This is a genomic window from Solibacillus sp. FSL H8-0538, from assembly GCF_038003525.1.
In the GTDB taxonomy this organism is placed as follows: domain Bacteria; phylum Bacillota; class Bacilli; order Bacillales_A; family Planococcaceae; genus JBBOPI01.
This window is the reverse complement of record NZ_JBBOPI010000001.1, coordinates 2,686,876-2,712,742: the sequence shown is the minus strand read 5'-3', so window position 1 is coordinate 2,712,742 and position 25,867 is coordinate 2,686,876. Positions and strand designations below refer to the sequence as shown.

The 25,867-nt window shown below is 39.4% G+C and carries 22 protein-coding genes; 18 read left to right on the top strand and 4 right to left on the bottom strand.

The genetic code is table 11. The features are described 5' to 3' along the window. Positions 1–237: 237 nt before the first annotated feature. Positions 238–1,326 (bottom strand): M24 family metallopeptidase, encoded by a 1,089-nt coding sequence (locus MHH87_RS12855; protein ID WP_340749700.1) that lies wholly within the window; start codon positions 1,324–1,326, stop codon positions 238–240. A 134-nt stretch (positions 1,327–1,460) separates the two neighbouring features. Here MHH87_RS12855 and MHH87_RS12850 point away from each other — a divergent pair, with 134 nt between their 5' ends. Next, on the top strand, positions 1,461–2,141 hold the full coding sequence (locus MHH87_RS12850) for a metal-dependent hydrolase (RefSeq protein WP_340749699.1): 681 nt from the start codon (positions 1,461–1,463) through the stop codon (positions 2,139–2,141). A 256-nt stretch (positions 2,142–2,397) separates the two neighbouring features. Beyond that, complete coding sequence (locus MHH87_RS12845; protein ID WP_340749698.1) at positions 2,398–3,705, top strand: DRTGG domain-containing protein; 1,308 nt, start codon at positions 2,398–2,400, stop codon at positions 3,703–3,705. A gap of 97 nt (positions 3,706–3,802) precedes the next feature. On the opposite strand, the gene MHH87_RS12840 is transcribed toward MHH87_RS12845, so the two are convergent. After that, on the bottom strand, positions 3,803–4,111 hold the full coding sequence (locus MHH87_RS12840; RefSeq protein ID WP_340749697.1) for a YtpI family protein: 309 nt from the start codon (positions 4,109–4,111) through the stop codon (positions 3,803–3,805). Positions 4,112–4,203: 92 nt separating this feature from the next. On the opposite strand from MHH87_RS12840, the gene MHH87_RS12835 reads away from it, so the two are divergent. Next, on the top strand, positions 4,204–5,148 hold the full coding sequence (locus MHH87_RS12835; RefSeq protein WP_340749696.1) for a DHH family phosphoesterase: 945 nt from the start codon (positions 4,204–4,206) through the stop codon (positions 5,146–5,148). Positions 5,149–5,166: 18 nt separating this feature from the next. Next, entirely contained in the window at positions 5,167–8,250 is a 3,084-nt protein-coding gene (dnaE, locus tag MHH87_RS12830; protein ID WP_340749695.1) for a DNA polymerase III subunit alpha, read from the top strand. Between the two features lie 20 nt (positions 8,251–8,270). On the opposite strand, the gene MHH87_RS12825 is transcribed toward dnaE, so the two are convergent. Beyond that, positions 8,271–9,266, bottom strand: a complete 996-nt coding sequence (locus MHH87_RS12825; protein ID WP_340749694.1) for a hypothetical protein — start codon at positions 9,264–9,266, stop codon at positions 8,271–8,273. A gap of 487 nt (positions 9,267–9,753) precedes the next feature. Between MHH87_RS12825 and MHH87_RS12820 the strand changes: the two genes are divergently transcribed. From MHH87_RS12820 to MHH87_RS12795, 6 genes are all read left to right on the top strand, one after another. Further along, positions 9,754–10,398 (top strand): FadR/GntR family transcriptional regulator, encoded by a 645-nt coding sequence (locus MHH87_RS12820; RefSeq protein WP_340749693.1) that lies wholly within the window; start codon positions 9,754–9,756, stop codon positions 10,396–10,398. Between the two features lie 37 nt (positions 10,399–10,435). Continuing rightward, positions 10,436–11,308, top strand: coding sequence for an acetyl-CoA carboxylase, carboxyltransferase subunit beta (gene accD, locus MHH87_RS12815; protein WP_340749692.1), 873 nt, complete (start codon positions 10,436–10,438; stop codon positions 11,306–11,308). Next, positions 11,301–12,257, top strand: coding sequence for an acetyl-CoA carboxylase carboxyl transferase subunit alpha (gene accA / locus MHH87_RS12810; protein WP_340749691.1), 957 nt, complete (start codon positions 11,301–11,303; stop codon positions 12,255–12,257). The genes accD and accA overlap by 8 nt, the downstream gene beginning before the upstream one ends. A gap of 166 nt (positions 12,258–12,423) precedes the next feature. After that, positions 12,424–13,383, top strand: a complete 960-nt coding sequence (gene pfkA, locus MHH87_RS12805; RefSeq protein WP_340749690.1) for a 6-phosphofructokinase — start codon at positions 12,424–12,426, stop codon at positions 13,381–13,383. 25 nt (positions 13,384–13,408) lie between these two features. Next, positions 13,409–15,169: a pyruvate kinase gene (pyk, locus tag MHH87_RS12800; RefSeq protein ID WP_340749689.1), complete on the top strand. Its 1,761-nt coding sequence runs from the start codon at positions 13,409–13,411 to the stop codon at positions 15,167–15,169. Positions 15,170–15,298: 129 nt separating this feature from the next. Next, the gene (locus MHH87_RS12795; protein WP_340749688.1) at positions 15,299–15,688 is read left to right on the top strand and encodes an FxsA family protein; all 390 of its coding nucleotides are present in this window, start codon (positions 15,299–15,301) and stop codon (positions 15,686–15,688) included. Here the strand turns inward: MHH87_RS12795 and MHH87_RS12790 are convergent. After that, positions 15,672–16,634 (bottom strand): AI-2E family transporter, encoded by a 963-nt coding sequence (locus tag MHH87_RS12790; protein ID WP_340749687.1) that lies wholly within the window; start codon positions 16,632–16,634, stop codon positions 15,672–15,674. The genes MHH87_RS12795 and MHH87_RS12790 overlap by 17 nt on opposite strands. 260 nt (positions 16,635–16,894) lie before the next feature. Between MHH87_RS12790 and citZ the strand changes: the two genes are divergently transcribed. From citZ to hflC, 8 genes are all read left to right on the top strand, one after another. After that, the gene (gene citZ, locus MHH87_RS12785) at positions 16,895–18,010 is read left to right on the top strand and encodes a citrate synthase (protein ID WP_340749686.1); all 1,116 of its coding nucleotides are present in this window, start codon (positions 16,895–16,897) and stop codon (positions 18,008–18,010) included. A gap of 78 nt (positions 18,011–18,088) precedes the next feature. Next, on the top strand, positions 18,089–19,354 hold the full coding sequence (gene icd, locus MHH87_RS12780) for an NADP-dependent isocitrate dehydrogenase (RefSeq protein WP_340749685.1): 1,266 nt from the start codon (positions 18,089–18,091) through the stop codon (positions 19,352–19,354). A gap of 306 nt (positions 19,355–19,660) precedes the next feature. Next, on the top strand, positions 19,661–20,599 hold the full coding sequence (mdh, locus tag MHH87_RS12775; protein WP_340749684.1) for a malate dehydrogenase: 939 nt from the start codon (positions 19,661–19,663) through the stop codon (positions 20,597–20,599). Between the two features lie 328 nt (positions 20,600–20,927). Next, positions 20,928–21,362, top strand: a complete 435-nt coding sequence (locus MHH87_RS12770; RefSeq protein WP_340749683.1) for a MaoC/PaaZ C-terminal domain-containing protein — start codon at positions 20,928–20,930, stop codon at positions 21,360–21,362. A gap of 56 nt (positions 21,363–21,418) precedes the next feature. Next, complete coding sequence (locus MHH87_RS12765; RefSeq protein WP_340749682.1) at positions 21,419–22,129, top strand: response regulator transcription factor; 711 nt, start codon at positions 21,419–21,421, stop codon at positions 22,127–22,129. Further along, positions 22,129–23,673, top strand: coding sequence for a two-component system histidine kinase PnpS (gene pnpS, locus MHH87_RS12760; RefSeq protein WP_340750994.1), 1,545 nt, complete (start codon positions 22,129–22,131; stop codon positions 23,671–23,673). Before MHH87_RS12765 ends, pnpS begins: the two co-directional genes overlap by 1 nt. Before the next feature lie 217 nt (positions 23,674–23,890). Continuing rightward, positions 23,891–24,841, top strand: a complete 951-nt coding sequence (gene hflK, locus MHH87_RS12755; RefSeq protein WP_340749681.1) for an FtsH protease activity modulator HflK — start codon at positions 23,891–23,893, stop codon at positions 24,839–24,841. Beyond that, positions 24,841–25,863, top strand: coding sequence for a protease modulator HflC (hflC, locus tag MHH87_RS12750; RefSeq protein WP_340749680.1), 1,023 nt, complete (start codon positions 24,841–24,843; stop codon positions 25,861–25,863). Before hflK ends, hflC begins: the two co-directional genes overlap by 1 nt. The last annotated feature ends 4 nt before the right edge of the window (positions 25,864–25,867 follow it).

Genomic DNA, 25,867 nt, shown 5'->3' with positions numbered 1-25,867 from the left:
TTCATTATTATAGTTTATGAAATTTTATGTACTATATTCAAAAATAAAAAGAGTAGTTGCAAATTTTCATGCAACTACTCTTTTTAAATTGGCTAGGTTAAAGAAGAACTTCTGCGGTGTAACATTCATGTGATAACGCAAAAGTCAGCACGTCCTCTGCAAGTCATGCTGTTTGTGCACGTAGTACGGTTGTAACTAGCTGATAATACAACAGCAGTGTTTACCAACGTCAAAAAATTAAAGAATGACTAGTTCCTTCGTGTACTTCGTTAATACTTCAACGCCGTCTTCAGTTACCACAACATCATCTTCAATACGAACACCAGCAATATTTGTTTTATAAATACCTGGTTCAATTGTGAAAACTGTACCAGGGTTTAATGCCACTTCGTTTGTACCTGTAATAGAAGGGAACTCATGCACGGAAATACCAAGACCGTGACCTAAACGGTGTGTAAAATATTGACCGTAGCCAGCTTCTGTAATTGCATCACGGGCAATTTTATCCAAGTCCATTGCGCGCACGCCTGGTTTTACTGCTGCAATTGCATCTTCATTTGCTTTACGAACAGCATTATAGATTGCTTTTTGTTCTTCGTTTGGCTCACCAAATGCAACTGTACGCGTAATATCTGAGCAGTACCCTTCGTAAAGTACACCAAGGTCGAATAAAATCATATCTCCACGTTGAATTTTACGATCACCAGGGTGACCGTGTGGAGACGCAGCTTTTTCACCAGCTAAAACCATTGTATCAAAGCTCATGGCATAGCCTTTTGCTTTAATCGCAGACTCAATCGCGTTTAAAACTTCCATTTCCGTTTTGCCTTCAGCAATTTCACTTACACCTACTTCAATGGCGAAATCTGCTAGTGCAGCCGCTTTACGCATTTTTTCTAGCTCAGCTTCGTCTTTAATGACACGCATTGCATTAATTTTATCGTCTAGACGAGTAAATGTAGCCGATGGGTAGCGCGCTTGTAATTCTTCTAGGCGCTCTACTGATAAATGAGATTTTTCGATTGCCATAGCAGAAATCTCTAAATTGCGAGAAGCAATCGTTTTTGCAACAACATCCCATGCGTTTTCTGTATCCTGGTGCCCAACAGCTTCGAAATTCCATCCAGCCGCAAGCGCATCAGGCACTTCCATTTGAGGGCAAATTAAAAATGGCTTTGCATCCTTAAATACCATCACGCCAAGTAAGCGTTCATGAGGATCGCTTTTAAATCCTGAAAAGTAGAATACATTATCAGGTGTTGTAATAAATGCAGCATCTACATTGTTTTCATTTAAATAGCGTTGTAATTGTTGTAATTTTGTCATTTGAAAAACCTCCTAGCAATTTTTGCATAATTGACAGATTCAATGAATGTGCCTTATTAGCATACCAAATTAAAGGGAAAATCGCATTTTTATCGAATAACTTTAATTGAAAATATTCATAAGGGGGCATTTCTATGCAAATTTCTTTTCATGGGCATTCGATTGTTAAAATTCAGACGAACGAAACAACGATTTTAATTGATCCATTTATTCGAGGAAATGACTTAACTGATCTGCAAGTGGAAACAGAAAAACCGGATGTAATTTTATTAACGCATGGGCATAATGAACATCTAGGTGACACAGTGGAAATTGCAAAATCAAGTGGCGCTCTTGTTGTTGGATCACATGAACTTTCAAATTATTTATCGTGGCAAGGAATTAACGTACATGCGATGAATATTGGTGGAGCGCATCCGTTTGATTTCGGAACGGTAAAGTACACGCAAGCATTTCACAGCAATTCTTATATAACAGAGCAAAAGGAAATTATTTATATGGGCATGCCGGGTGGGATTTTATTTACGGCAGAAGGCTTAACGATTTATCACGCAGGAGATACGGCATTGTTTGGTGATATGAAATTAATCGGGGAGCGTCATACAATTGATGTGGCGTTTTTACCAATTGGCGATAATTTTACGATGGGGCTTGAAGATGCTGCGTATGCGGTGTCGCTGTTAAAGCCAAAAATCGTTGTGCCAATTCATTACAATACGTTCCCCCCGATTAAGCAGGATCCAAATGATTTTAAAAAGCTTGTTGAAAATTGCGATGTACAGATTTTGCAGGCGGGTGAGTTTGTGAAGCTATAAGCAAAAAAAGAAAGCAGCTGAACAGCAGTTTCGCTACAACCAGACAGAAATAGTAGCTGCTTTCTTGGTGGATGTCATAAATTTTGTAAGGAGTCGAAATTCTTAGCATGCATACGACAACGGCTAACTAAGCTGGTCCAAGCCTAATTCAAAATCTGGACGCCCAATTCGCTGGGAAGAATTTGATTTTTAGAACTACTGACACAAAATATGGTACACTATTGACAGGAACGAATGATGAGAAATAGGTGATAATGTGTCAACAAAACATGAGAAGATTCTACAATACATCGAATCACTTCCTGTAGGCGATAAAATTTCGGTGCGACAAATTGCAAAAGAAATGCAAGTGAGTGAAGGGACAGCTTATCGTGCCATTAAAGAAGCAGAAAATCGCCGTTTAGTTAGCTCGATTGAACGTGTAGGAACAATTCGTATTGAAAAGAAGAAGAAAGAAAATATTGAACGTTTAACGTTTGCTGAGATTGTAAATATTATTGACGGCCAAGTGTTAGGTGGAAAATCAGGCTTGCATAAAACGTTGACGAAGTTTGTTATCGGTGCGATGAAGCTTGAAGACATGATGCGCTATACAGATGCAGGTTGCTTATTAATCGTAGGGAACCGTACGCGAGCACATGAATCTGCTTTAACAACAGGTGCGGCAGTTTTAATTACTGGTGGCTTTGATACATCGGAAGAGGCGATCAAGTTAGCAGATTCACTAGATTTGCCAATTATATCAACAAGCTACGATACGTTTACAGTAGCAACGATGATCAACCGTGCCATTTACGACCAGCTAATTAAGAAAGATATTTTATTAATTGAAGACATTTATGTACCGATAGAAGATACCGCGGTGCTACGTAATGATCATACGATAGCGGATTTCCACAAACAAAATTTCCGGACTACACATGGTGCTTATCCAGTTGTGACAAGCCAAAACAAGCTTGTCGGGATGGTGACAAGTAAGGATGTAATTGGTAAAGAGGGAGACGAGCCAATTGATAAAGTGATGACGAAAAATCCAATCGCCGCCTCGATGAAAACAAGTGTTGCCTCTGCTGGTCATCGTATGATTTGGGAAGGGATTGATTTACTTCCAGTTGTAAATGACGATGGTCTACTTCAAGGTGTGATTAGCCGTCAGGACGTGTTAAAAGCCCTACAACTTGCGCAGCGTCAGCCACATCACGGTGAGACGATTGATGATCTCGTGAAAAATGAAATGAGAGTAATGGGCGAGGAAGATGTGGTCGTTGAATTTACGGTAACGCCGCAAATGACGAATCAGTTTGGTGCCATATCCTACGGTGCATTCACAACGCTACTTTCAGAAGTGGGCTCATTTGCACTGAAGCGCCGTAAACGCGGGGATGCTGTTGCAGAAAATATGACCATTTACTTTATTAAACCAGTGCAAATGGAAAGTGTATTAACTGTCCGCCCGCGTATACTAGACATGAGTCGTAAATTCGTAAAAATGGACTTTGAAGTATTTAATGGAGCCATTCTTGTCGGCAAGGCAATGATGATGTTCCAGCTACTCGAACGGTAATTAGAAAGACACATCCCTTCCCAAAAGAGGTTAGAAGATGTCCTTTCTGAGCGATTAAAAAAAGCAATGTGCATTTGCACATTACTTTTACATAAAACTATTTATTAAGTTCATACTCTTCTTGAATATATTGCCCTTCATGGCGAGCACGTTTGAAATGATTAACAGACATGCCAATGCCTAAAATGAAGAATACTGCAGCAACACCATAGCCAACAAGCGTTGGATAAATAATTGTTGCATTTAATCCGAAGGCGATAATAAATACGCCTAGCGCAACACCAGCTTTAGCTGTATACCATTTTTTGCGAATTGGTAGCGTGGCACGAAATTGCTTCGTTTTGAAATAAAAATAAAAAACAAGTGATACAACAATAAAAGATACAAAAATTAAATTTAATAACATAGTGAACCTCCCAAGAGCAAAGCTGATATTATTGTAACGATTTTTAGAGGAAATTGCGAATGGAATTCACTATACACCAGGAGGAATAGCTTTTGAAACGACAAATCATCGACACAATTCAGCAGTATGACAAAATTATACTGCACCGCCATGTTCGCCCAGATCCCGATGCATACGGTTCACAAATGGGGCTAGCGGAGCTTATTCGAACGAATTATCCTGAAAAGCAAGTTTATGCCATTGGTCAGCACGATGATTCCTTATCGTTTATGGCGCATCCCGATGCAATTGAAGATGCGGTTTTTGAAAATGCATTAGTAATCGTTACTGATACGGCAAATACGGAACGAATTGACGACCAGCGCTATACTAAGGGTGCATATGTTATTAAAATTGACCATCATCCTAATGACGATGCATATGGTGATTTTTTATGGGTAGATACCGATGCAAGTTCTTGTAGTGAAATGATTTATGAATTATACGAAGAAGCAAAGGAAACACATCATTGGAAAATGTCTGACGCGGCGGCACGTTTATTATTCGCTGGAATTGTGGGAGATACAGGTCGATTCCTATTCCCAAGTGCGGGTGTGAAAACATTTGATGCTGCTGGTCAGTTAATTCAATATAATTTCGACCGTAATAAATTATTTGATGGTATGTATGAAATGGATCGTAAGCTATTACATTTACAAGGTTATTTATATCAAAACTTTGTTATTGATGAAAACGGCGCTGCTTACATTAAAGTAACGAATGACGTATTACGTGACTTTGATGTGACGCCTTCTGAAACGTCTTTACTTGTCGGTTCACTTGGCAATGTAAAAGGCATTTGCGCATGGGTCATCTTTATTGAAGAGGGGGAAACAATTCGCGTACGCCTTCGTTCAAAAGGGCCAATCATTAATCAATTAGCGAAAAAATACAACGGTGGCGGACATCCGTTAGCTTCTGGTGCTTCAGCAAGTTCATGGGAAGAAGCGGACCTAGTTATTGAAGATTTAAAGGAAATTTGCCGCGATTATCAATAAAATTTAGGAGGGATGACAGTGTCAATTGTATATCCACAAATACGGACGAGTGCAGATTTACTTAAAAGTACAATTCGTATCGAAGAGCTCATCCCTTTTTTACAACAACAAAAGGCAGAAGCATGTGCAATGGTCAATACGAAATTGTACGGGCTTTTGCCTTTTTGGTATGCGATGAAGCAAGCGGGTATTCGTCCGGTTATCGGCTTAACAGTACGTGTGCAATTTTCCGAGGAAACGGTATTGCCGCTTGTATTGTATGCGAAAAATAATGAAGGTTATCAGCATTTATTAAAAATTAGTAGTAGTATTGCGATCCGTCCGGACGAAACAATCCCCGTTCGCTGGCTAGCCGCTTATGCAAAAGGGTGTGCGGTGATGATTCCTGTACTCGAGGAATCTGCATTATGGCTACGTGAAAATAATGATGCTTATGGACGTGAACTGAAGGCCATGTTTCAAGAAAAGACTTACGTCGGTATTGCACGCAAGGCACAGCTGGCGCAAGAGGAAGAGCTAGCCGTTCAGTTTAGTCATAAACTCGGTGTAACGATTATTGCGACACATGAGAGTTTATTTTTACAGCAGGGAGATCATTTTGCCTATGAGGTAGCTCATGCTATCGAAACAGGCGTGAAATTAAATGAATCCCTGCAATCCAATAAAACAGCACATCAATATGTATTATCCGCGGAGGAGTGGACGCAGCGATTTGCAGATCGTCCTGAGTGGTTACAGCAGTCACGTGAACTATTATTAAGCTGTTATGTAACGATTGATGAAAAAGCGGTGTATATGCCGAAATTTCCACTTGAAGCAGGGCAAACAGCGGAGAGCATTTTACTAGAACATGCACATACAGGGCTTCAGCAAAGATTGCAAGTGGACGAGCTACCGCTAGCTTATAAGGAAAGATTACATTATGAGTTAAACGTCATTAAGTCAATGGGGTATGCCGATTATTTTCTAATTGTTGAGGATTTTATGCGATTTGCGCGGGAGGCGAGTATTTTAACTGGTCCGGGACGGGGATCATCTGCAAGCTCGCTCGTTGCCTACTCACTTCAAATTACGCAAGTAGATCCGCTGCAATATGATTTATTATTTGAGCGATTTTTAAATCCACAGCGTGTGTCGTTGCCGGATATTGATATTGATTTTCTCGATACGAGACGTCAGGAAGTCATTCAGTACGTTGCGAAAAAATACGGCAAGCAGTATGTCGCGCAAATTATAACGTTTGGGACATTATCTGCAAAAGCTGTTGCCCGTGATGTAGCCAGAATGTTTAATTTTGAAAACGAAACACTCGAAATGATTTCAAAGTTAATTCCAAATAAACAGGGTGTTACTTTGCAAGATGCGTTCGCACAATCGGAAAAATTACGTGCTTGGATTGCAGCAGAACCGATTCGTGGAAAATGGTTTGGCGCGGCATTGAAGCTAGAAGGCTTGCCCCGAAATGCTTCTACGCATGCAGCTGGAGTTGTGCTAAGTCCCGTTCCGCTCGTAGACGTTGTGCCGATTGAAGATGGTCATGATGGTATTTATTTGACGCAATGGCCGATGCAAGAAGTGGAGCAGTCAGGTTTACTGAAAATGGACTTTTTAGGACTGCGCAATTTAACGATTTTAGAACAAATTCGTCGATCGATTCAGTTCACACACGATATACAACTAGATTTAAATCAAATCCCTTTGACTGATGCGAACACATTTAGTTTATTACAGGAAGGGGATACTGTTGGAATCTTTCAGTTAGAGTCTGATGGGATGCGCCAGGCGTTACGTGAAATCCAGCCAACGCATTTTTTAGATATTGTCGCAGTGAATGCGCTGTATCGTCCAGGTCCCATGGATTTTATCTCAGTATATGCCCGCCGCAAGCACGAGTTTGAGCCGGTAGTAATGCCACATCCCATACTAGAATCGATTTTACGAGAAACGTACGGGGTTATTGTGTATCAGGAGCAAATTATGCGAATTGCGAACGTAATGGCAGGCTTTACGATTGGAGAGGCAGATTTACTACGTCGTGCCGTCAGTAAGAAAAAACGCGAGGTGCTAGAGGAGAAGCGTGCAGCATTTGTAAAAGGTGCAGTTAATCAAGGTTTCCCAGCTCAAACAGCAGAGGAAGTATATGCATTAATTGTGCGCTTTGCAGATTACGGTTTCCCGAAAAGCCATGCTGTGGCCTATAGTTTGATTTCTTATCAAATGGCCTTTTTAAAAGCGAACTTTCCGGTGAATTTTTATGCCGCACTCCTGACAAATGCGACGGGAAATCCGGATAAGCTTGCACAAATCATTGCTGAGGCAAAGGTGAAAGGTGTGGAAATATTACCGCCATCTATCCAAAAAAGTATGCGTCATTTTAAAGTGGAAAATGGCAAAATCCGTTTTAGCTTATCCGCGATTAAAGGTGTTCCGCAGCCATTCCTGCAAAAGCTCCTTGCTGTACGTGGTGAAAAATCGGAGCCGTTCACGGATATTTTTGATGTTGCGGTATCACTTAGTGCGAGTGTCTTTAATAGAAAAGTAATTGAACCACTTATTAAGGCTGGCGCGCTTGATGACTTTGGGCGAGACCGAGCCACATTGCTGGCAACGGTTGAAGCAGCGGTGAAGCAGGCGGAAATTGTACGTCCTAGTGAGGATGAAGATTTATTCTCCTCGTCCATGTTTGCATTTGGGAAGTTGAAGCATGTTCAGGCAGAGCCGATGCCCGAAAAGATGAAGTTGCAATTCGAAAAAGAAGTACTCGGATTATATTTAACCGACCACCCGATTACGGGGGAGCGCATAAATTGGCCAGCTGTTAACGCAACGACGCAATCGTTAATGGCAATGAAAGAAAACTCTTTTGTGAAAATGATCGGAGTAATTGAGGAAATTCGTCAAATTCGTACGAAAAAAGGTGAATTAATGGCCTTTGTTCAGCTACAGGATGAATTTGGTACAGTCTCGATAACAATGTTTCCGAAAGAATATAATGCAGTACTGGGTATGTTGAAAGAAGAAAAATTCGTCTATGCTGAAGGCTTTCTTGAACATCGATTCAATAAACCTCAATTAAAAATAAAGCAATTGTTTATACAATAAATGAAAAGGCGAATGACCGTTTATTGGTCAATCGCCGTTTCAACTTTCCGCTCACCTTGTCGGTTAAAACCTTGCCGGTCGTAGCCATCACGGTCAAATCCATATATGTCCAAACCATCTTTGTCAAATCCTGTACTATCAAACCCTTGCGCGTTGAGTCCGTGTACATTAAATCCGTGTTGATTGAATCCTTTTGCATTAAAGCCTTGAGCGTTAAAGCCTTGTTTGTTGAATCCATTACGGTCAAAGCCCAGTGCATTAAATCCATTATCTTTAAACCCTTCTCGATCGAATTTATCTTGATTAAACCCGAATTTATCAAAGCCCTGTGCATCAAAGCCTTTTCGATTGAAGCCCTGTTTATTAAATCCATTGCGGTCAAACCCTTCGATATCAAATCCGGCTGATGTATAACCTTCTATGTCAAAGCCATTTTTATCGAATCCTTGTCGGTCAAACCCGTTGCGGTCAAAGCCCTTTTTATTATAGCCATCTTGATTAAATCCTTCGCGGTCGATGCCATTTTGATTATACCCACCGCGATTAAATCCGTTGCGGTCAATTCCGTCTCGATTAAAGCCATCAGCCGCAAAGCCTTTTTTATCGAAACGTGTGCCGTTTTTGTGAAGTCCCTCACGATTAAAATTAAATTCATTCCAACCCTCACGATTGAATCCATCTTTATCGATGCCTTGTTTATTGAAGCCATCATGATAAAAGCCTTCTCGGTTCCAGCCATCGCGATTAAAGCCTAACGAATCGTAGCCGAAGCAATCGTATCCTGCGATATACTTTTTGCCTGTTAGGTGAATACCTTTTGCATCAAAGCCGTTTTCATCGTAATATCGTCTATTTATTGTTTTTCCATCTTGGTTAAATCCTCGTAGATCAAATCCAGCATCATTGTATTTCGTTCCATTTTTATGTATGCCATAGAGATTGAATCCATTCTCGTTGTATCTTTTGTCTATCGGTGTAGTATCAACTGAAAATAATTTCCGGAAAAATCCAACCATCCATCATCCATCCTTTAAAAGATCTCTTTTCATTTTGGCTATTTAAGAAATCAATGTCAATTATAATCGGAAAATGACATAAAAAAAGGGCGAGAGTATTTTTTAGTGAGGAAGATTTATAACATTAACCGTTCGAATTTGTTTTTACTTTACATTTTTCCGTCGTTTTTGTATGCTTATGCTATAAAACTGGTCAGACCACTTTTGGGCAGAAATTTAAATTTCAAGAGATAGCTAGACATTTGCGCTCTCGCAAAAGAGGTCGGGCTCACAAGATGTGGGTCATGTAACCGTTGCTGCATGGATGCAGCGAACTTAGGTTGCTAAGATTCCTGGGGTGAAAGTTGAAAAGAGTACTTTCACTTTGGGATCTCCAACAGTTTGAGGCCACCTCGAAGTTGGTCATTTTGACAATACTGCACGGACTGGTTTTTTTGCCAATCGCGTGTGAACAGGCGCAAATACGCTTTTGTAGAAAGAGGTGCTTATGGACGACAAACAAGCAACGAAAAAGATGTTCATCCAAATCGTCAAGCAGCTCCGTCAATTAATTGTTACACAAAAAATTCAGCCAGGTGACAAGCTGCCTTCCGAACGTGTTTTAAGTGAAACATTAAATGTTGGCCGTTCTTCGGTGCGAGAGGCACTGCGAAGTTTAGAGTTACTCGGATTAATTGAAACGAAGCATGGCGGCGGAACGTTTTTAGCTGCTGTACAGCATCACCAACTTGTCGAAATACTATCTTCATTTATTTTACAGGAGCCTAAATCGGTTGACGATGTTCATATGTCGAGACAAATGCATGAAAAAGAAGCTATTCGAATGATTTGTGATAATGCCGAACTACAACAGCTACCGGTTTGGGAGAGCTTATTTGTGAAGCTTGAGCTCGAGCAGGGGCTACTGCGAGAAGACATTTTACGCGAATGTATGATTGCTTCGGGAAACCGTCTTGCATTAAAAATATGGCTTCAGTTACTTGCATATAGTATTACACCATTAAAAAAAAGCATTACGTCAGATGAAAAGGTCGTATTACAAATGCTCATTAAATCCATCCAAATGGGCTATAGCGAGGAAGCGATTGAAGCATATGACGACTGGATGCGTGACTTACAAACATTAACGTAACAAGAGTGAATGTACATATTCACAAAGGGGGATAACGATGTCTATTCGAGACTTATTTACGATAAATCGCAAAAAAAATAATGGAATCATCATTAATCAATCTAAGGAAAAGGCGTTTCCAGAAGGAATTGTAACGAAATGCCCGCAATGTAAGAAAATCCATGTAACGAAGGAAATTGAAACGAATCTAAAAGTTTGTCCTAAATGTCAGCATCATTTCAAAATGACGGCAAAGGAACGAGTTCGAATCTTTTTAGATGAGGGCTCATTCGAATCACTAGACGATCATTTAAGAACATCGAATCCACTTGGGTTTCCTGCCTATATAGAAAAGGTTGAGGCAGATGTCAAAAAAACCGGCTTAAATGAAGCAGTTTTAACAGGAACTGGAACGCTACAGGGAGAAAAAATAGCAATCGCTGTGATGGATTCGCACTTCCGTATGGGCTCTATGGGCTCGGTAGTAGGGGAAAAAATTACGCGCGCAATTGAAAAGGCAACGGAGCTTAAAATTCCGTTCATCATTTTTACAGCAAGTGGAGGGGCACGTATGCAAGAAGGCGTACTCTCGCTTATGCAAATGGCTAAAACAAGCGTTGCACTAAAGCGACATAGCGATGCTGGGTTACTTTATATTTCGATTATGACTCATCCAACAACGGGTGGCGTATCGGCAAGTTTTGCATCGATTGGCGATTTAAATATTGCTGAGCCTCAAAGTTTGATTGGCTTTGCAGGGCGACGTGTTATTGAACAAACGGTTCGTGAAAAGCTGCCTGATGATTTCCAAACAGCAGAGTTTTTACTTGAACACGGTCAACTCGATGCAATATTCCATCGCAAAGATATGCGCGGAAAAATTGCAACAATTGTAAAATTGCATGTACAAGGAGGCATATCACATGTCTAAAACAATGGCATTTGAGCAACCTGTAGTAAAGCTACGTGAAAAAATAGACGAATTAAAAACAATCGCACACGACGCGGATGTAGATATGAGTGGAGAAATTGAAAAGCTAGAAAATCGTCTTTGTCAGCTTGAACATAGTATCTACGAAAATATGGAGCCTTGGGACCGTGTACAAGTAGCTCGCCATCCTGAACGCCCAACAACACTTGATTATATTAGTCGTGTATTTGATGATTTTATTGAACTGCATGGGGATCGTTCGTTCAAGGACGATGAAGCAATTGTTGGCGGTATTGCCTCGTTTAACGGGCAGGCGGTGACGATTATTGGTCATCAGCGCGGGAAGACGACGAAGGAAAACATTCGCCGTAATTTTGGGATGCCACATCCAGAAGGTTACCGAAAAGCACTACGATTAATGCTGCAGGCCGAAAAATTTGGCCGTCCGATCATTTGTTTTATTGATACGAAGGGGGCTTACCCGGGGAAGGCTGCTGAAGAACGCGGACAAAGTGAGGCAATTGCGCGCAATCTGTTTGAAATGGCTGGCTTACGGGTACCGGTTATTAGTATTGTGATCGGAGAAGGTGGGAGTGGTGGTGCCTTAGCACTAGGTGTGGCCAATAAAATTTTCATGCTTGAAAACTCGACATACTCGGTCATTTCTCCAGAAGGTGCCGCATCGATTTTATGGAAGGATGCAACTTTAGCGAAGCAGGCTGCTGAAGCGATGAAAATTACAGCGCCAGATTTAAAGGAGATGGGTATCATTGATGGCATTATTCCTGAAATTTCAGGTGGTGCTCATAAAAATGTAGAAAAGCAAGCATTGGCGATGAAGGATTGCATTCAAGACACATTAGAGAATTTAAACAAGCTGTCGCCTGATGAATTAATTATAGATCGTTATGATAAGTTTAAAAATATTGGTCAATTTATCGAGGAATAATTTTACGCTACTCGTTAATTAGAAAAAGGAAGAATGCGTGAAAACGCATTCTTTTTATTTTTTTAATAAAGTAATGATTTTTGTTTTCTAGAATAGTTACATAACACGTTTTTCATGTTAATGTGAATAGTAATAGTTATAGTTTTTTCATAGGAGGAGAGCATCGATGAAAAAAATTGCCGTTTTAACGAGTGGAGGAGACGCACCAGGCATGAATGCTGCGATCCGTGCAGTCGTTCGTAAAGCGAATTTCCACGGTGTTGAAGTAATGGGAATTTATCATGGATATGAAGGTTTCATTAATGGGAAAATGGAGATATTAGACTTAGGTTCAGTTGGTGGCATTATTCAGCGAGGTGGTACAAAATTATATTCAGCGCGCTGTTCTGAATTTAAAGAGGATAAATATCAGCTTCTTGGCATTGAAAAAATGAAGGAAGCTGGTGTCGAAGGTTTAGTTGTCATCGGCGGAGATGGTTCTTACCGTGGCGCAATGGAGCTTTCAAATAAGGGCTTCCCATGCGTTGGTGTTCCTGGCACCATCGATAACGATGTACCAGGAACAGAATATACAATTGGATTTGATACGGCATTGAATACGGTTATTGAATCGATTGATAAAATTCGAGATACAGCTACTTCGCATGAAAATTCATTCATCGTTGAAGTAATGGGTCGTGATGCAGGAGACATCGCACTATGGGCAGGTCTTGCAGCAGGTGCAGAATCCGTATTAATTCCAGAGCAAGAGTATGATATTGATGATATAATCACACGTATTGAACATGGTGTTGCTCGTGGCAAACGACATAGTATTATTATCGTAGCAGAAGGTGTAATGCCTGGCAGTGAGCTGGCAAAAATTTTAAAAGAAAAAGCAGGTATTGAAACGCGCGTATCCGTACTAGGTCATATTCAGCGAGGTGGTTCACCAACTGCACACGATCGCGTATTAGCAGGGCGTTTAGGTGCAAAAGCTGTAGAGGTTTTACTTGAAGGACGTGGCGGCAGAGCAGTTGGTATTAAAAATCATGAAGTAGTTGATTATGATTTAAAAGAGGCTTATGAAAATAATCATAAAGCAGATTTAAGTTTATATACGCTATCAAAAGAACTTTCAATCTAGAGCGTGCAAATGGAGAGGACAGAATATGAGAAAAACTAAAATAGTATGTACAATTGGTCCGGCAAGTGAATCACCAGAAATGTTAGAAAATTTAATAGAAGCAGGTATGAATGTTGCCCGGTTAAACTTTTCACACGGCAATCATGAGGAGCATGCCATTCGTATTGCAGCTATCCGTGATGCGTCAGAAAAAACTGGAAACCCGGTCGGCATTTTACTCGATACAAAAGGTCCAGAAATTCGTACACACTCAATGGAAAATGGTGAGCTTCACCTTGTAACAGGGCAAGTAATCGATATTTCAATGACTGAAGTAGTTGGAACGGAGAGCTGTTTTTCTGTAACATATGAACAATTAATCGAAGACGTTGATCAAAATGACATTATTTTATTAGACGATGGTTTAATCGAGCTACGTGTATTAGCAAAAGATGTAGAAAAGGGATTAATCCATACAATCGTTGAAAACGCAGGTATTTTAAAAAATAAAAAAGGTGTTAACGTACCAGGCGTATCAATTCGACTTCCTGGGATTACAGAAAAAGACGCACAGGATATTTTATTTGGTATCGAGCAAGGCGTGGATTTTGTTGCCGCATCATTTGTGCGTACAGCAAAAGACGTGTTAGAAATCCGCGAACTATTAGAGCAAAACAATGGCGGCCATATTCAAATTATCCCAAAAATCGAAAACCAAGAGGGCGTTGACAATATTGATGCCATTATTGAAGTGTCAGACGGATTAATGGTTGCACGTGGTGATCTTGGAGTTGAAATTCCAGCAGAAGAAGTGCCACTTGTCCAAAAATTATTAATTAAAAAATGTAATCAAGTTGGTAAACCGGTTATTACTGCTACACAAATGCTTGATTCAATGCAACGTAACCCACGTCCTACACGAGCAGAGGCAAGTGATGTTGCTAACGCGATTATTGATGGAACAGATGCGATTATGCTATCAGGTGAAACGGCCGCAGGAATTTACCCTGTTGAATCTGTAGCAACAATGAATAAAATTGCTGAACGTACAGAAGATTCACTGGATTACCGTGCGATTGTTTCGCAGCGTAGCCGTGAAAAAGAAGCGAATATGACAGAGGCAATTTCTCAAGCAGTAGCCTATACGTCAATTAACTTAGGTGTTAAAGCGGTACTGGCACCAACAGAAAGTGGTAACACAGCGAAAATGATTGCGAAGTACCGCCCAGGTGTACCGATTGTTGCTGTGACGGGTTCATTGAATACAGCACAATTATTAACACTTGTATGGGGTGTAAAACCTATATTATGCCAACGCGTAACAACGACAGATGAAATTTTAGAACTTGCTGTAGACGAAGCACTAAAGCATAATTTCGTTGATCATGGAGATGTTGTCGTAATTACTGCAGGTGTACCAGTAGGGGAAGCCGGCACAACGAACTTAATGAAAGTTCACGTAATTGGTGATTTACTAGCACGTGGTCAAGGAATTGGTAAAGCTTCTGTAATAGGTAAAGTGGTTGTTGCGAAGAACGCTGGTGAAGCTTTAGCATACGATACGGAAGGCTGTGTGTTAGTGACAGTTGGAACGGACCGTGAAATGATGCCAGCCATAGAAAACTGTGTTGGTATTATTACGGAGGAAGGCGGCTTAACAAGTCACGCTGCAGTTGTTGGCCTAAGTTTAGGGATTCCAGTTATTGTTGGCGTAAAAGAAGCGACAACATTAATTCGTCACGGTCAGGAAATTACAATGGACGCAGAGACAGGTGTTATTTACAAAGGACACGCGAGCGTTCTTTAAACGGTTGACTGATGGGCATGGTGCCTATCCAAGCGACAAAATCCGATGGTGGATTTTGTCGCTTTTTTTTGAAACTTTTTGTTGGTTGAAAACGTATATAGTAATAAGAAAAGCATTGGAGGGGAATCTATGAAAAAAATAATGCTTAGCTTTGTATTGGTGTTATTCGCTGAAATTGCGACTTTTATTATAGTAGGTAAAGCAATTGGCGTTTTTTATACATTATTACTCATTGTTTTAACTAGTGTTTTTGGTGTCATGATTGCAAAAAATAAAGGAATGCAATCATTTCAAACAATTCAAACAAGCATTGCGAATGGACAAGCACCCGGTGTAGCGATGATCGAAACATTTATGATTTTCGTTGGAGGTGTGTTGCTTGTTGTCCCAGGTTTTATCACAGATATTATTGGTTTACTAATGGTCACAGGCATCACACGCAATATATTTAAGCCGGTCATTTTCTTCTGGCTTCGTAAAAAGATGAAAAACGGTCAAGTTGTTATCGTTCAAAGATAGACGATTGTTTTACTTTAACTGCAATGACGAGAAAAATAGGGCTTAGTAAAATCCCGTAAATCCCAAATAATAAAATCGAGGCAGCACTGATGAAAAAGGTGTGGACCATGCGTAATTGAAACGTATGCGCCCATAATTTTGATTCAGCCAGCTGCCTTGTTACTTGAATAAAGATATATAGTACGAGTAAAGCGACACAAAGTAGTAGTTGGTCGGTAAAGAAAAAATAAACTGCAGCAGGGATTAAAAATAAACCAATTCCTAAAAATGGCAATGCGTCCGCTAAAGAAATTAGAAACGCTTTACTAATAGGAGCATCAAATTGTAAAGCAGTAAGCCCGCAGCTGAGTAAGATGAATGTTAATGTGAATAGTTGGAAACCTACATTAATGAAGTAACTTAATAACTGCATCGACTTTGTAAAATAATGTTGCCACACCGAACGAAGAGATTTTGGGGTGAAGGCAAAAAACCAAAGTCGATTTTTTTTTGATTCATATAAAGCAAAATAAAAGGCAATAATAAAAATGAGTAGCTCAAAAATTGAATTCAAAATGTTTTTTGCAAGAGAGGCACTGAACATGACTACGGTATCTAAAATAGTAGCTAGTTTTTCGATAAATACTGGGAATAGTGGATGTGAAATATAAGTGGTTGAAAAGGAAGTAATATTCGTTTGGATAGAAGGTAGAATTTGCACTAAACTTTGAAACAGGATAAATCCAAGCAAGGCGAATAGTGAAAATATGAAGAATGATACTAAACATATTGCAATTAAGTAGGGGATTTTTAGTTTAGTATTGCAAAAATTTACAATTGGGAAAATTAAATATGCTAAAAATATAGCAGAAGAAATAGGTAAAATGGCTAAAATGACTATTAAATAGATAATAATTACCGAAAAACGTATAGTACTTTTGGATGAAAATAGAGAATTTTTATTCATTCTAAAGTAGTCAACTCCTAAAATATGTTATATCTATCTCGTTTGAAACTTATAATTCTCTCTTGTTCACCAATTCTATTAAAAATGCGTCATTTTCTTGGATTCCTGGCTTTTCATTCACAAAGCCGTCAAAATTGATTATAATGAATTGTGTAAGCGATTTACTAATAGGTTCATTGAGCAGAACAATACGAGTGCTTTTACTTTTGGGAAAGAAAGCACTTACAAAACTAACTTATTACATGAAGGAGAGATTATTTATGTCAGCAACTAAAGGTTTAGAGGGCATCGTTGCAGCAGAGTCTAAAATCAGTTCAATTATCGATGACACACTTACATATGTAGGGTACGACATTGACGATTTAGCAGACAATGCTTCTTTCGAAGAAGTAATTTACTTATTATGGCACACTCGTTTACCAAAGGCGGACGAGCTAGCTGAATTAAAACAACAATTAGCAGACAATATGGAAGTTCCAGCTGCTATTCTAGAACAATTTAAATCATATCCATTAACTACAGTACACCCAATGGCTGCACTACGTACGGCTGTTTCGTTACTAGGTGTTTTTGACGAAGAAGCAGACGTTATGGATCCAGAAGCAAACTATCGTAAAGCAATCCGCCTACAAGCGAAAATTGCTACAGTAGTAACTGCATTCGCACGTATCCGCAATGGTCTAGAGCCAGTAGCTCCAAAACCAGAGCTTGGCTACGCAGCTAATTTCTTATACATGTTAAAAGGCGCGGAACCAGCAGCAATCGAAATAGAAGCATTCGATAAAGCACTAGTTCTACATGCTGATCACGAATTAAACGCATCTACATTCACTGCTCGCGTATGTGTAGCTACATTATCAGATGTTTACTCTGGTGTTACTGCAGCTATCGGCGCACTTAAAGGTCCACTTCACGGTGGTGCGAATGAGCAAGTAATGAAAATGTTATCTGAAATTGGTTCACTTGGTAAAGTTGAATCTTACATCCAAAACAAATTAGACAATAAAGAAAAAATCATGGGCTTCGGTCACCGCGTATACCGTAAAGGCGACCCACGTGCACCACATTTACGTGTAATGTCACAAAAATTAACTGAACTTACTGGTAAACCAGAGCTTTATGAAATGTCAGTTAAAATCCATGACATGATTGTAGAGCAAAAGAACCTACCGGCAAACGTAGATTTCTTCTCTGCATCAGTTTATGATTCATTAGGCATCGAACATGACTTATTCACACCAATCTTCGCTGTATCTCGTACATCAGGTTGGGTAGCACATATCCTTGAACAATATTCAAATAACCGCCTAATCCGCCCACGTGCAGATTATGTAGGACCAGGAATGCAAAAATACGTTCCAGTAAATGAGCGATAATATAGAAAATATGCTAAGATTATCTAGGACTGTGCTCTATGCACAGTCCTGGATTTACGAATATAGGAGGCAATATTTATGACTAACGGTAAAATTGTAGTAGAAAATGGCAAATTAAATGTTCCAAACAACCCGGTAATTCCTTTCATCGAGGGTGACGGTATTGGTCCAGATATTTGGGCAGCAGCATCTCGCGTAATCGACGCTGCAGTTGAAAAAGCATACAACGGCGAAAAGAAAATTGAATGGTTAGAAGTACTTGCTGGTGAAAAAGCATTCAACCAAACTGGTGAATGGTTACCACAAGAAACTCTTGATAAAATCAATGAGTACCTAATTGCAATCAAAGGTCCTCTTACAACTCCAATCGGTGGCGGTATCCGTTCCCTAAACGTAGCATTACGTCAACAACTTGACCTATATGTATGCTTACGTCCAGTACGTCACTTCGAAGGTGTTCCATCTCCAGTTAAACGTCCAGAAGATGTTGATATGGTTATTTTCCGTGAAAATACAGAAGATATCTATGCTGGTATTGAATTTGAGTCAGGTTCTGAACAAGCTAAAAAACTTATCGACTTCTTACAAACAGAGTTCGGTACTAAAAACATTCGTTTCCCAGAAACTTCAGGTATTGGTGTAAAACCTGTATCTAAAGAAGGTACTGAACGTTTAGTTCGTTCTGCAATCGAATATGCAATCGAGCACAAACGTCCATCAGTTACTTTAGTACACAAAGGTAACATCATGAAGTTCACTGAAGGTGGATTTAAAAAATGGGGTTATGAATTAGCAGAAACTGAATTTGCTGATCAAACTTTCACTTGGAACCAATATGATGCTATCAAAGCTGAACAAGGTGAAGAAGCTGCTAACAAAGCACAAGCTGACGCATTAGCTTCAGGAAAAATTTTAGTAAAAGATTCAATCGCTGATATCTTCTTACAACAAATTTTAACTCGTCCAAAAGAGTTTGATGTAGTAGCTACAATGAACTTAAATGGTGACTATATTTCTGATGCATTAGCTGCACAAGTTGGTGGTATCGGTATCGCTCCAGGCGCTAACATTAACTATGTTACTGGTCACGCGATCTTCGAAGCTACTCACGGGACTGCACCTAAATATGCTGGTTTAGACAAAGTAAACCCATCATCAGTATTACTTTCTGGCGTTCTTCTATTAGAACACCTTGGTTGGAAAGAAGCTGCTGATTCAATTACAAATTCAGTAGAAAAAACAATTGCATCGAAAGTTGTAACTTACGACTTTGCACGTTTAATGGATGGCGCTACAGAAGTTTCATGTTCTAAATTCGCTGATGCATTAATTGAAAACCTATAATTTTACTAGATCTTTATTTGACTAATACTTTTACTGAAGAAATCCAATATAATAATTTATGTGAATTACTTCACTATTTGTTATTTTGCTTCATGTGAAATAGAAAATATTGACATTAGTATGATCAAGTATCACAATAAAAAGAGGGAGAGAGCATGTGTCTTCTCTCTTTTTTTAATAGTTAAGAAAGGATAACTTTCTTAACTACATAATAAAGGACATCATCTTGCCCTATTTTGGGCGAGATGTGTCTTTCTAAGTATAAAGACGTATACAATCAAACCCAATCAAAAGGAGTGTATTCGAATGTCTTTAAAAAGAAAGAAAATCTCAGTTATCGGTGGGGGCTTTACTGGTGCAACAGCGGCATTCTTAGTGGCACAAAAAGAACTTGGCGATGTAGTATTAGTTGATATCCCTCAAGTAGAAAATCCAACTAAAGGTAAAGCACTGGATATGTGGGAAGCTGCTCCTGTACAAGGCTTCGACTCATATGTTAAAGGTACTTCTGACTATGCAGATATTGCTGATTCAGACGTAGTGATCATCACTGCGGGTGTTGCTCGTAAACCAGGTATGAGCCGTGACGACTTAGTTCAAATCAACCAAGGCGTTATGAAATCTGTATCTAAAGAAATCGCAGCACATTCTCCAAATGCAATTATCATCGTTCTTACAAATCCAGTTGATGCTATGACTTACACAGTATTCCAAGAAACTGGTTTCCCTAAAAACCGTGTAATTGGTCAATCAGGTGTGCTTGATACAGCTCGTTTCTGTGCATTTGTTGCAGAAGAGCTTAACGTATCGGTTAAAGACGTTACTGGTTTCGTATTAGGTGGCCACGGTGATACTATGGTACCACTTACTCGCTATTCTTTCGCTGGTGGTATTCCATTAGAAACGTTAATCGCTCCTGAGCGTTTAGAACAAATCGTCCAACGTACGCGTACTGGCGGTGGCGAAATTGTAAACTTACTAGGTAATGGTTCTGCATACTACGCTCCAGCTGCTGCTATTGTTGAAATGGCTGAGGCAGTAATTAAAGACCAAAAACGTATTTTACCATCTATTGCTTATCTTGAAGGTGAATTTGGTTACGAAGGTATATACTTAGGCGTGCCAACTTTACTTGGTGCTAACGGGATCGAAAAAATCTTCGAACTTGAATTAACTGCTACTGAAAAAGCTGAATTAGATAAATCTGTTGAAGCTGTGAAAGCAGTTATGGCAGTATTAACTTAAAACTAAGGCACTTCTTGTTCAATTTTGAACAGGGAGTGCTTTATTTTTGTTAAGGAAATTATAAAATTTCGCCATGTGGATAACTTTCAAAAAAGTAAATGAAACGTCTAGGCTAAAGCGCCAGCCCCTCGAGGTCGCTTCGATCCCTCGGGCGAAAGTGGTGGAGCGTTTACTTTCGCTTCGGGCTCGCAAGCAGCTGTCGGGGCTAAACAGGCGCTTTAGCGCTTTTGTTCCTTCTATCTATAAAAGGTTTGATATACATAATTGTACTTTTCTGAAAAAATTGTTACTATGAAGGTAATCTCAAATAAAAGGGGTTGCGCATAATTTGTTACGAAAAAATGGGAAATTAGGCAAAAAAGTTGAAGAAATACTAGTAGGGGAAAAATTGCATTTAACAGAAACAATCGAAGATAAAGATTTACTATTATATTTAGGTCTAACAAACGATAGTAATCCTCTTTATATTCAGCATGATTACGCGGCAAGTACACCTTTTGAAAAACCTATTGTACCCGCCATTATGTTAAATGGTATTATTACTTCTGCCATTTCAAAGCATATGCCAGGCCCAGGTTCGCACATTCGTGAGCAAAACCTAAAGTTTTTAAATCCTGTCTTTCATTATGAAACGATAGATTTCATGCTTCAAGTGGAACATGTAGATGCAAAACAGCACGTAATCGATGTTAGTGTGAGGGCATTTAATGCAGACAAGCAGCCGATTGTAGAGGGCATATTTAAGGTATCCCCTCCATATTAAGTGATAGTTCATAGATTTGAAATGGGGGTTTCAAGTCGATTTTGGAGGAACCATACATGGTAAAAACAGTTTTAGTAGTAGAAGATGAAATTTCGATAGCTACCTTATTAAAATATAATTTGGAACAGGCGGGATTTTCAGTCTTATTGGCACATGATGGGCAAGCGGGATTAGATACGGCGATAAAACAGTCCCCAGATTTAATGTTGCTTGATTTAATGTTGCCAATTTTAGATGGAATGGAAGTATGCAAAGAGCTCCGTCGTTTACGTAAAAATATTCCAATCATTATGCTAACGGCTCGTGATGATGAGTTTGATAAAGTACTTGGACTGGAACTAGGGGCAGACGATTACATGACAAAGCCGTTTAGTCCTCGTGAGGTCATTGCACGCGTAAAGGCAGTGCTACGTCGATTCTCTGCTCCGGTTGTAGAAGAAGTTGAAGAACCGGCAGAGCTTATCTATTCATTTGGTGATTTACATGTTTATCCAGAACGCTTTGAAGCATTTTTGGATGTGGAAGTATTGGAATTTACACCGAAGGAATTTGAGTTACTTGTATATTTATTAGAAAATAAAAACCGCGTATTAACACGTGATCAGCTATTAAGTGCAGTATGGAATTATGACTTTGCTGGTGATACACGTATTGTTGACGTACATATTAGTCATTTACGCGACAAAATTGAAGAAAACAGTAGAAAACCGGTCTTCATCAAAACGATTCGAGGATTAGGTTATAAATTTGAGGAGCCAAAAAAATGATGAAATCAATGACTAGTCGTTTATTTTATTCATTTATTTTTCTAGTCGGATCCATCTTAGCTGTCCTAGGTCTTGTCATAGGTCAGCTTTTTCCATTTTATGTGGAAGAATATGTTGATATAACAGCAGAAACGTCACAAGCGCAACTGGAGCAAGTTATTGATGAGCGTAATATCACGTTGTCAGAAGTCGACCGTCAAGCGCTTTTAGAAACTTTTATAATTAGTACGGAACAGGAACAATTTCAGCCGATGCAAAACCGTTTAGTAGTTGTACTTACTTTGTTAATGGTTGCGGCCTTTGTATTAATTGGCATCGTATCGAACAGAGTTGTTCACAATTTCGTGGAGCCAATTGTAAATGTCACGCGCACAGCAAGAGAGCTTGCAATTGGGAATTACCGCGCGCGGGCTTTTGCTAATGGGCCAAAAACTGTTGTTGAGCTGCGGAATTCGATTAATATTTTGGCGCGAAACTTACAGGATATTACAAAAACACGTGAAATCGAAGAAGAACGTCTCAAAACGCTAATCGAAAATATGGGTAGTGCCCTCATGATGATTGACCGTGAAGGCCAAGTATCCATTGTCAATAAAAAGTTTTTACAACGCTTTGATATAGACTATGAGGACGTTAGTGGCAAAAGCTTTTTAATGCTTGGCTTGCCTGTACAGCTAGAGGAATTTATTGATCATGTATTTTTAACGGAAATGCCATATAGACAGCAGTTAGAAATGGAAATACAGCAAGAGATATTATACAAGCAAGCATATGGTGCGCCAGTTATGGGTGAACATGGACGCTGGTTAGGTGTAGTCATCGTTATGCATGATGTGAGTGAGTTAATACGTTTAGAGCAAATTCGAAAAGACTTTGTTGCAAATGTTTCGCATGAGCTACGCACGCCGATTACTTCGATTAAAGGCTTCTCTGAAACATTACTGGATGGAGCTTTTAAAGATGAGCAAATGCTGCTATCATTTTTAGAAATTATTTATCAAGAAAGTAATCGCCTGCAAATGCTAGTAAATGATTTACTGGAGCTTTCTAAAATTGAACGTCACGGTTTTTCGTTGGATGTAACGTCGACAAGCTTGCAGGATGTGTTGATTCGAGCGATGGATCTGACCAGCACGCAACTTGATAACAAAGATATGCAGTTCGATGTGGATATCTCGAAGGATGTACACGTAATTGGCGATGCAAATCGTCTCATTCAAATTTTCACAAACTTAATAAATAATGCGATTTCCTATTCAAAAGAAGGGAAAACGGTATCATTGCGAATTAGTACTTCAGATGCTTACGGGATTGTTGAAGTAAATGACCAAGGAATTGGAATTGAAAAAAGTGAAATACCACGTGTGTTTGAACGTTTTTATCGCGTTGATCGAGCACGTAGCCGTGACTCAGGTGGAACCGGGCTTGGGTTATCGATTGTGAAACATTTAGTGGAGGCGCATCACGGGAAAATTCAATTGACAAGCGAAGTGGGAAAAGGAACATGCATTAAAGTTTTATTACCTCTGGATAAGAAGTCTTAACAATTTATTTACAAAGCTGATACTAGAAATTTATATTCGGGTGATAAGTTAAGTAATAGAAACCCCCTGTTTCAAATATTCGCATATTCTAGCGATAATAAAAAATAGTGGACAGTTTAACTGTTCACTATTTTTTGCGTTTTTGTGAAACTTTTCCAACGTTTGACTCGTAAATGAATTGGGAATAAAAAACAGTACATATAGAGGGGGAAGAAACATGAGCGTTAAACGTACAATGTTAACGTTTGGCCTTGGGGTTTTTGTTGTCGTTGGTTTAATAGCAGCATTAACATCTTGGTATACGGTTGATGAATCTGAACAAGCGGTCGTCATTACATTTGGTCGTGCAGATGATATGGTTACGGACTCAGGGTTGCATTTTAAGCTTCCGTGGCCGATTCAAAGGGCTGAGATTTTAAAGAAAGAAACACTCAGTCTGCAGTTTGGTTACAAGCAAAATGCTGACGGAACACTCGAAGCATTTGATAAGGAAACGAAAATGATTACGGGCGATGAATTCATTGTATTAACCGATCTAGTCGTACAGTGGAAAATTAGCGATCCGAAAAAATATTTATTTAATTCACAAAACCCGCAGGAAATTTTGCATAGTGCTACTTCCAGTGCAATTCGTTCAATTATCGGAAGCTCGAAAATTGATGCGGCATTAACAGATGGAAAAGCAGATATCGAAGCGAATACACGTGATTTACTTATTTCATTAATCGAAAAATATGATATTGGAATTAGTGTACTTGGCGTCAAGCTACAGGACGTAGAATTACCAAACGCGGAAGTGCGCGCAGCCTTCACAGCGGTAACAGATGCACGTGAAACCAAAAACACCAAAATAAATGAAGCAAAAAAATATGAAAATAAACGGTTAAGTGAGGCGCAAGGGGAAAAGGATGCCATTATTTCAAAAGCTGAAGGGCAAAAAACAGCGCGTATTCAACAAGCTGAAGGGGAAGTAGCGGTATTTAATAAGTTATACGAGCAGTACAGCGGGAACAAAGCAATTACGCGTGAGCGTTTAGTCATTGAAACATTAGAAGCAGTACTTCCAACTGCTCAAATTTACATTATGAATGATGACGGTGGAGATACGTTGAAATACTTGCCGATTCAATCGACGCAACCTAAAACAACAGAAGGGAGTGGCAACTAATGAGCAATAATAATTTTGACGGCGACTTAGAAAAATTCATCCGCAAATTATTTGCGAATAAAAATAACAAGCCAGGCAAAGTGGTTGATATGGAAGAACCAACGAGTAACAAGTCAAAAGCCCCGAAAAAGCCAGTTAACATGCGTCAATGGATGGCATCAGGCATTGTAGTAACGGTATTATTCGCTGTATTCGTTATTTTGATAGCCAATCTCTATGTTGTAAAGGAAAGCGAATATAAGGTTGTTCGTCAGTTCGGTGAAGTAGTGAAATATGAGCGTGAGCCGGGACTTCATATGAAAATTCCATTCATTCAAAGTGTCACAACGCTACCGAAAAATTTAATGACCTATGATATGACGGAGGAAGAAATTAGTACATTTGATAAAAAGCGTATTATTATTGATAACTATGCAGTTTGGCGTGTAACCGATCCAAAGGCATTGATTTCAAATGCAGGGACATTAGTTAATGCGGAATCGCGTATGGAGGAGTTTATTTATTCGGTTATCCGCACTGAGCTTGGACAGCTAGACTATGATGATATTATTAGTGATGAAAATTCTTCACGAGGCAGTATTAATGATCGTGTGACAGCACGAGTAAATGAGTTCTTAGCAAAGGATGATTATGGCATTGAAGTAATGGATGTACGTATTCGCCGTATCGATTTACCTGCTGAAAATGAACAATCTGTTTATACGCGAATGGTATCCGAGCGTGAAACGACTTCACAAACATATTTATCTGAAGGAGACGCGGATAAACGCCGTATTGAAGCTCAAACGGATCGTCAAGTGCAGGAGTTGCTCGCTACTGCGAACAAAGACGCAGCGCTAATTCAAGCGGAAGGTGAGTCACAGGCGGCTAAAATTTATAATGAGGCATTTTCAAAGGATCCAGAGTTTTACTCGCTTTACCGAACATTAGAGTCTTATAAGAAAACGATTGGTGAGGATACGGTTATTATTCTTCCATCTGATTCACCATATGCGAAGTTATTATCTGGTTATGTAGAATAATTTA